This window comes from Guyparkeria sp. (assembly GCF_041687595.1).
GTDB lineage: Bacteria > Pseudomonadota > Gammaproteobacteria > Halothiobacillales > Halothiobacillaceae > Guyparkeria.
In genome coordinates, this window is record NZ_JAWLBP010000009.1 from 14155 (window position 1) to 21989 (window position 7835).

The window sequence follows — 7835 nt, forward strand, 5'->3', positions numbered from 1 at the left end:
ATGGAACAGGTGGTCAGCAATCTCGTGCGCAACGCCATCCATGCCAGCTCGGCCGGGGGGCATATACTGATACAGGCCGAGTGCCGCGACGAGAGCATCACCATCGAGATCCGCGACGAGGGTCCGGGACTCTCCCCGGATCTGCTCGACCAGATATTCGATCCGTTCTTCACCACCAAGGAAGTCGATCGGGGGACCGGCCTGGGGCTGTCCATCAGCCTCGGCATCGTGCAGTACCACGGCGGCGAGCTGAGCCTGGAGAACCGGCGGGATGCCGGCGAGCCGGAAGCGAACGGCGTGCTCGCGCGCGTCGTTCTCCCCCGGCACAAGGCTCACCCGCGCGTGCTGCAACCCGACGACACATCCCGTTTCCCGACGACCAGCAAATGAGCACAGACAGGCAGACCAATCATCCCGTGATCGCGTTCGTCGACGACGACGAGCGTGCCAGCGACCTGTTCACCCGCTACGCGCGCACCGAGGGCTTGACGGTCCACGGTTTCCAGTCGGTAAGGAGCGCGCAGCAATGGCTGGAAGAAAACGCGGTCGACCTGGTGATCACCGACCTCAAGATGCCGGACATGAACGGGCTGGAGTTCCTCGAATGGCTGCGCGGGCAATGGCCGGAACTGCCGGTGATCCTGATCACCGGCTATTCGACAATCGACAACGCCATCCAGGCGTTGCGCCTGGGTGCGAGCGACTTCGTCAAGAAGCCCTACGACCCCGAATCCCTGGTGGAACTGGTACACCGCCTGCTCGGCGGGGCACAGGAGCCCGCCCCGGCGCTCGTGGACGGGGAGCGGGCCATGCTGGGCAGCTCGCCGGCCATCGAGGCGGTCTACCGCATCATCGACAAGATCCGCGACGTGCGGATCAACGTGATGATCGAGGGCGAGTCCGGCTCGGGCAAGGAACTGGCCGCGCGCGCCACGCACGAGCGCTCGGACTTTGCCCAAACGCCCTACATCGTCATCGACTGCGGCGCGCTGACCGATACCCTGCTGGAGAACGAGCTCTTCGGCCACGAGAAGGGTGCCTTCACCGGGGCGAACACTGCCAAGCCGGGCCTGCTGGAGGTCGCCAGCGGCGGCACGGTGTTCCTCGACGAGATCGGCAACATCTCGGATGCGATGCAGGTCAAGCTGCTGCGCGTGGTCCAGGAACAGGAAATCACCCGGGTCGGCGGAGTGAAGACCATCCCCATCGACGTGCGCTTCATCGTGGCCAGCAACCGCAACCTGGCCGAGATGGTCAAGGCCGGGGAGTTCCGGCACGACCTCTACCACCGCCTCAACGTGGTGCGCCTGCAGATGCCGCCGTTGCGTGAGCGCCGAGAGGACATCCCGGTGCTGGCCCAGCATTTCCTCGAGGAATTCGCCCGCCGTTTCCACCGACCGGCCGAGCGCCTGTCGGAGAAAACCCGCCAGGCCATTCTCGACTACTCCTGGCCGGGCAACGTGCGCGAACTCAAGAACGCGATCGAACGCGCCGTGGCCCTTTCCGACAGCGAGGAAATCGACCTGGAGCTGGCCGGCGAGGACACCGCCGACCCCGCCACGGGCATGGATACGGGCGGCACGGCCATCGATGCCGACCACCCCACCCTCGAGGAACTCGAGCGCCGCTATATCCAGAAGACGCTCGAGTACGCGCAGGGCAATCGCGAGCGCACCGCCAGCATCCTCGGCATCAACAAGTCCACCCTGTGGCGCAAGCTACAGAACTACGAGAAGAAATAGCCTCTTGGGCCGCCCGACATTGGCTGCTGCAACACGAAACACCACGAAAATTGCAGATTGCAATCTGCAACACTCCCCCAAAAACACCTTAACTGGTTGTTTTTAATAGTAATCAAAAACTGGCACAGGCCATGCATCAAGGAAGGGCGTGGAAACCCACAACTTAATGAGGAGTTAACGATATGCAATCCAAGCGTCGCGTATTTCTGAAGGGCAGCCTCGCTGCCAGTGCTGCTGGCCTGGCTGTTGGTGCCGGCCTGCTTTCCCCGCGTGCCGTCCTGGCCGCCGACTGGCCGGAAGCGGCTTTCGATTCCGAAGGCATGGACAACGCCATGGACGAGCTGTTCGGTGCTCATGACGTGTCCGACTCCGGCGACATCACGGTCAAGGCCCCGGACATCGCCGAGAACGGCGCCGTCGTTCCGGTCACCGTCGAGTCCAGCATCGCTGACACCGACAAGGTCGCCATCTTCGTATCGAAGAACCCGACCCCGCTGGTCGCTTCCTTCGACCTGTCCGGCGCCAACCCGTTCGTCTCCACCCGTATCCGTATGGGCGAAACCGACGACGTAACCGGCGTAGTTCACGCTGGCGGCAAGCTGTTCAAGGCCGGCAAGGAAGTCAAGGTAACTATCGGTGGCTGCGGCGGCTAATCAGCCTCTACCAACCGAAGTCATTGAATACAGACAAATAATCCCAGAGGTATAGATTATGTCTACTATCCGCATGCGCATTTCCCCGGCCGGCGACGTACTGGACGTGAAGGCCCTGATCCGTCACCCGATGGAGTCCGGCAACCGCGAAGACAAGTCCACCGGCGAGAAGATCCCGGCGAACTACATCCAGACCATCAACGTCGAAGTCAACGGCGAGTCGGTCATGCAGGCCAACCTCTCCGAGGCCGTCTCCAAGAACCCGTACCTGAACATCAAGGTACCGGGCGCCAAGGGTGACGAGGTCAAGATGACCTGGAACTCCAACACCGGTGAGTCCGACGAGGCTACCCAGGCTGCCTAAGGCAGACTGAACATCGGAAAAGACAAGGCCCGCCAATCGGCGGGCCTTTTTTCGTGTCCGTGAACAATGTCATGGCCGGGCGGGTGGCACCTCGAGCCAGAAGGTCACCGGCCCGTCGTTGACCAGTTCGACCTGCATGTCCGCACCGAAACGCCCGGTGGCCACCTTTCCCGGGTGACCCTCACGCAGGGCCGCCACGAACGCATCGAAGAGATCGCTCGCCTGGCCCGGTTCGGCCGCCGGTGTGAAGCTGGGCCGGTTGCCACGCCGCGTGTCCGCGGCCAGCGTGAACTGAGGCACGGCGAGTATGCCGGCCTTGATATCACCCACCGAGCGATTCATCCGCCCATTCTCGTCGGGGAACATCCGGTAGTTCATCACCCGCTCGGCCAGGCGTCGCGCCTGCGCCGGGCCGTCACCGTCGGTCACGCCCACCAGGCAGACCAGCCCCGCCCCGATCTCGCCGATCACCTGGCCGTCCACGCGCACCGCTCCGCGCGCGGCCCGCTGGATTAGCGCGATCATGCCCCGCGTCCTCCGGCCGCATCGAGCGACTCGGCGAATCGATCGGTCGCCCGCACCAACGCGTCCACGATGCCCGGCTCGCTCGCGGCGTGCCCCGCCTCGTCGATGATCTCCAGCTCCGCCCCCGGCCAGCGCGCGTGCAGTGCATGGGCCTGGTCGACCGGACAGACCATGTCGTAACGCCCGTGGACGATGTGACCCGGGATGCCGGCGAGACGATCCATGCCGTCGAGCAGCGGCTTGTCGAGAAAGGCACCGTGACTGAAATAGTGGTTCTCGATCCGCGCGATGCCCAACGCGTTGTGCGGGTTGGCGAAGTAGTCGACCACCTCGGACTCCGGGCGCAGGGTGGCGCAGCGTCCCTCCCACACCGACCAAGCGTGGGCGGCGTGGTACTGGGCGATCTGGTCCTCGCCGTCGAGACGCTTGCGGTAGGCCGCGACCAGGTCGTCGCGCTCCTCGATCGGTATCGGTTCGAGAAAATCCTGCCAGTGGTCCGGGAACACGCGACTGGCCCCGTGCTGGTAGAACCAGTGAATGTCCTCCTCCCGACAGAGGAAAACGCCGCGCAGGATGAGGCCGCTGACCCGTTCGGGATGGCTCTGGGCGTAGGCGAGCGCCAGCGTCGACCCCCAGGACCCGCCGAAGACCAGCCAGCGGTTCACGTCGAGCGCCTCGCGGAGACGTTCGAGGTCGGCCACCAGATCGGCCGTCGTGTTCGCCTCCAGCCCCGCGTGCGGGGTCGACCGTCCCGCACCCCGCTGGTCGGGCAGGATGACGCGATAGCGATCGGGGTCGAAGAAGCGCCGGTGCATGGGCGTGCAACCCGCACCGGGGCCGCCGTGCAGGAACAGCACCGGAATGCCGGACAATCGACCGCATTCCTCGACGTGCAGCACGTGGCCGTCCCCGACCGGCAGGCTGTGGTTCACCAGGGACTCGACAGGGGGATAGAGCGTGCGCATGCGGGCAGTCCTCGTCATCCGGGTGGAACGTTGCTCGGTCGACAAACGTCGGCCCTCGCCCGACACAGTGTACTGCCTTGGCGGGCGCACGCCCGCGCCCCACGACCGGGCACCTGATCGGACCGGGCGCGTCACCTCGGTGCAGTTCCCACGAACACCGCCTGCCGGCACACGGCGAATCAATAGGTTGTATCGATGGTCTGCTCCTTGCTTTGCAGAACGCATCGCCAATCACTGGAGCCGTCAGGCATGTCACAACGCGAGGAAATGCAGCTGCTGATCGCCCTCAAGCGGGCCCTGGAAAAGGACATGGGGATCGAGGTGGACGTGACACGTTACGGAGTCAAGCAGCGACTGCTGAGGTTGGCGAAGGCCAGCGAGGACCCCGCGGTGGCCGCCCTGGCGACCTCACTGGAAGGGGAGCCCGCCCTCAAAGCCGGCGACCCCGCGGCCGCGGGGCGGCGCATCAAGGGCTACTACCGGGGCCGGCCCATCTACGCGGACTGAGACGCCGGGGACGCCACCGGCGGTGATTGGCACACGGGTGGCTGGTAACATGGCGCGTCGTCCACAACCGCCTGATCCCAAAGACCCATGACCGTCCCCGCCCAACCCAGCACCCCGTCCCGCGACGCCGGCCCGGTCGCAGCTGCCGCCTGGGCACAGCCCGGCCGCGGCCTGCAGAAACTCGTCTCGCGCGCGGTCATGCACTACCGGATGCTCCACCACGGTGACCGGGTGCTGCTGGGACTGTCCGGCGGCAAGGACTCGCTCTCGCTTCTGCACATCCTGCGCCATATCCAGCGTCGGGCGCCGATCGACTTCTCCATCGCCGCGGTGACCGTCGACCCGATGGTGCCGGGCTTCGACCCGAGCCCGCTGGCCGATTATCTCAAGCGGCTGGGCGTGCCCTTCCACCACGTGCGAGAGGACATCGTCGGGCTGGCCGACGAGCACATGAGCGGGGATTCCTACTGCTCGTTCTGCTCGCGACTCAAGCGCGGCCTGATCTATCGCGTGGCCCGCGAGGAAGGCTACAACGTCCTGGCGCTGGCCCAGCACCTCGACGATCTCGCCGAGAGCTTCATGATGAGCGCCTTCCACGGCGGCAAGCTCAACACCATGAAGGCGCACTACCTCAACGATGCCGGCGACGTGCGCATCATCCGGCCGCTGGTCGACGTGCGCGAGTCGGCGCTGGTGGACTTCGCCCGCAGCAACCGGCTGCCGGTGATCGACGACAACTGCCCGGCCTGCTTTGCCATGCCCACCCAGCGCGAGCACTTCAAGCAACTGCTCGCCGCCGAGGAACGGAGCAACGGCCAGTTGTTCCACTCGCTGAAATCCGCGATGGCACCCTTGGTCGCCGACGGGATGGAGCGGGCCGTGGCGCACGCCGAGGCCCATGCCGCGCCCCTGCCCGCGGACCGCCAGTCATGAGTCGAAAGCGCGACGACTGGCGGCGACGGCTACGCGGTCGACTGCGGCTGGGTTTCGCCCGCTTGATGCTGCGGCTGCTCGGCGCGCTGTCTTTGCGCGGCGCACAGCGCCTGGGGCGGGCACTCGGGCGGCTGTTCTGGCTGGTCAATGGCAAGACGCGGCACACCGTCGAGGAAAACCTCGCGCGCTGCCTGCCCGAACTCGACGAGGCCGAGCGCGCCCGGCTGGCCCGCCGCAGCCTGATCGAGACCGGCATGGGCCTGATCGAGACCGCGCCGGCCTGGCACTGGGACCGCTCGCAAGTCGAGGCGGCGGTGCATGACATGCCGGGGTTCGAGGCGATCGAGCAAGCACTGGCGGCTGGCCGCGGGGCCATCCTGCTCGCCCCGCATATCGGCAACTGGGAACTGGGCGGGCTGATGACGGCCGCGCGTGCTCCGACCACCATCATGTACCGCCCGCCGCGCGAGCCGGCCATGGAGGCCCTGCTGGTGGAAGTGCGCTCGCGCTTCGGGGCGGACATGGCGCCGGCCAACCTCGGTGGGGTACGCAAGGCCCTGCGGGCACTCAAGCGAGGCGAACTGGTGGCGATCCTGCCCGACCAGGCCCCCCGCCATGGCGAGGGCGTCATGGCGCCATTCTTCGACCAGCCGGCACTGACCATGACCCTGATCCGCACGCTGGTTCGGCGCACCGGCGCCCCGGCCTTCACCGGCTGGGCCGAGCGCCTGCCCGATGCCCGGGGATTTCGCATCCACTACGAGCCGGTGGCCGAGCCGATCGACCACGAGGACCCCGTCGAGGCCGCCGCGGCCCTTAACCGCGAGGTCGAGCGGGTCGTGCGCGAGAACCCCGCCCAGTACCAGTGGACCTACCGCCGCTTCCGTCGTCAGGCTTCCGGACGGGAGCGCCGCGAGCAACGACGGCAGGACTGAAACACGCGAAAACGGAACACGGTGGATCTGGCCTCGTCAGCGAACCGCGCCGCCGGCGCGAAGCCCGTTCTCCGCCTTGCATCACGCATTATCGGGAACAGCAGCAAACAGCCGCTTCGCGACAAGGGCACCACCGCAGGTGTCATCTTTCACCCATCAGCGCCGATAGCGATCGACCTCGCCCGGCGGCCGGGTCTTGAAGTACTTGAGCGACCACATCAGCTGGACGGGATCGTCCCGGACCAGTTCCTCGATCACCCCGTTGATCGCCGTGGCCGCCTCCCGATCGGCGCTGGCCGGCAACTCCACGGGCTCGAGAAAGCGCAGCCGGTACCGCCCGGTCCGCTCGTCGAGCTGGCCGATCACCGGGTAGACAGGGCGCCGCGCGGCGGCCGCCAGCTTGCCCGCCAGCGGCAGGGTGGCCTTTTCCACGCCGAAGAACGGCGCGAACACGCTGTGCTCGGGGCCGAGATCCTCGTCGGCGATGTAGAAGAAGCTCCGACCACGCCGCAGGGCCCGCAGGTGCGGCCCCATGCCCCGATCACGCGGCAACGCCTCGGTGCCGTGCCGGGTTCGCATGCTGCCGAACCACCAGTCGATCACCGGGTTGTCGGCGAAGGGCTTGTAGATCGTCGAGCCCTCCACCGTCTCGGCGAGCATGGCCGCGGCCCATTCCAGCCCTACCGAGTGCACGGTCAGGATCACCCCGGGCTCGCGCCGAAGCCGGTCCAGCACATCCTGACCGACGACCTCGGTCTGCCGGGTCAGCTCGCCGCGCCTAGCGCGCCGGATGCGCCCCAGGTCGAGCAAGGCGAGGAAGTGCAGGCCGAAATAGCGCTCCACCCAATTCTCGCGCGTCCCGGCCGACTCCTCGGGAAAGCACAGCTCGAGATTGCGCCGCACGATATCCGCACGACGCGGGTTCACGCGGCGATACAGCCGGGCCAGCCCCCGCGCGAGCGCTCGCCGCGGGCGATGACCGAGGAAAGACAGCAGGTGCAGCAGACCGATTCCCAGCCAGGTGGGCCAGTAGCGCGGCGCAAGGAATCCCCGCCGGAAGGCCGGCGGCCCGGACTGCGGCTCTTGCCCCGTCATCGGCGCCAGAACATCGGCAACAGGACGGCCAGCACCGTGAAGATCTCCAAGCGTCCCATGATCATGCCGATCATTCCCAGCCACAGGACCGTGGTGGACTCGGAGGCGAAGTTGCT

10 protein-coding genes are annotated in these 7835 nt (G+C 66.7%); 7 read left to right on the forward strand and 3 right to left on the reverse strand.

The annotated features are described in order from the left end of the window. From ACESL5_RS02765 to soxZ, 4 genes are all read left to right on the forward strand, one after another. Positions 1–390, forward strand: a 390-nt coding sequence (locus ACESL5_RS02765) for a sensor histidine kinase (protein ID WP_372591256.1), incomplete at its 5' end; no start/stop codon positions are given. Then, positions 387–1742, forward strand: coding sequence for a sigma-54-dependent transcriptional regulator (locus ACESL5_RS02770; RefSeq protein WP_372591257.1), 1356 nt, complete (start codon positions 387–389; stop codon positions 1740–1742). The genes ACESL5_RS02765 and ACESL5_RS02770, both read left to right, overlap by 4 nt. A 182-nt stretch (positions 1743–1924) precedes the next feature. Next, positions 1925–2395 carry a thiosulfate oxidation carrier protein SoxY gene (gene soxY, locus ACESL5_RS02775; RefSeq protein ID WP_372591258.1) on the forward strand — a complete coding sequence of 157 codons (471 nt, stop codon included), beginning with the start codon at positions 1925–1927 and terminating at the stop codon, positions 2393–2395. A gap of 58 nt (positions 2396–2453) precedes the next feature. Then, positions 2454–2759 (forward strand): thiosulfate oxidation carrier complex protein SoxZ, encoded by a 306-nt coding sequence (gene soxZ / locus ACESL5_RS02780; protein ID WP_372591259.1) that lies wholly within the window; start codon positions 2454–2456, stop codon positions 2757–2759. Positions 2760–2828: 69 nt separating this feature from the next. Here soxZ and dtd read toward each other — a convergent pair whose 3' ends face one another. Continuing rightward, a complete protein-coding gene (gene dtd, locus ACESL5_RS02785; protein ID WP_372591260.1) occupies positions 2829–3284 on the reverse strand; it encodes a D-aminoacyl-tRNA deacylase in 456 nt (151 codons plus the stop codon). Beyond that, complete coding sequence (gene pip / locus ACESL5_RS02790; protein ID WP_372591283.1) at positions 3281–4249, reverse strand: prolyl aminopeptidase; 969 nt, start codon at positions 4247–4249, stop codon at positions 3281–3283. Before pip ends, dtd begins: the two co-directional genes overlap by 4 nt. Before the next feature lie 249 nt (positions 4250–4498). Between pip and ACESL5_RS02795 the strand changes: the two genes are divergently transcribed. From ACESL5_RS02795 to ACESL5_RS02805, 3 genes are all read left to right on the forward strand, one after another. Next, a complete protein-coding gene (locus ACESL5_RS02795; RefSeq protein WP_372591261.1) occupies positions 4499–4756 on the forward strand; it encodes a hypothetical protein in 258 nt (85 codons plus the stop codon). 198 nt (positions 4757–4954) lie between these two features. After that, positions 4955–5689, forward strand: a complete 735-nt coding sequence (locus tag ACESL5_RS02800; RefSeq protein ID WP_372591284.1) for a tRNA 2-thiocytidine biosynthesis TtcA family protein — start codon at positions 4955–4957, stop codon at positions 5687–5689. Next, positions 5686–6624 carry a lysophospholipid acyltransferase family protein gene (locus ACESL5_RS02805; protein ID WP_372591262.1) on the forward strand — a complete coding sequence of 313 codons (939 nt, stop codon included), beginning with the start codon at positions 5686–5688 and terminating at the stop codon, positions 6622–6624. Before ACESL5_RS02800 ends, ACESL5_RS02805 begins: the two co-directional genes overlap by 4 nt. 156 nt (positions 6625–6780) lie before the next feature. Here the strand turns inward: ACESL5_RS02805 and ACESL5_RS02810 are convergent, their stop codons facing one another. Then, positions 6781–7719 (reverse strand): hypothetical protein, encoded by a 939-nt coding sequence (locus ACESL5_RS02810; protein ID WP_372591263.1) that lies wholly within the window; start codon positions 7717–7719, stop codon positions 6781–6783. Between the last annotated feature and the right edge of the window lie 116 nt (positions 7720–7835).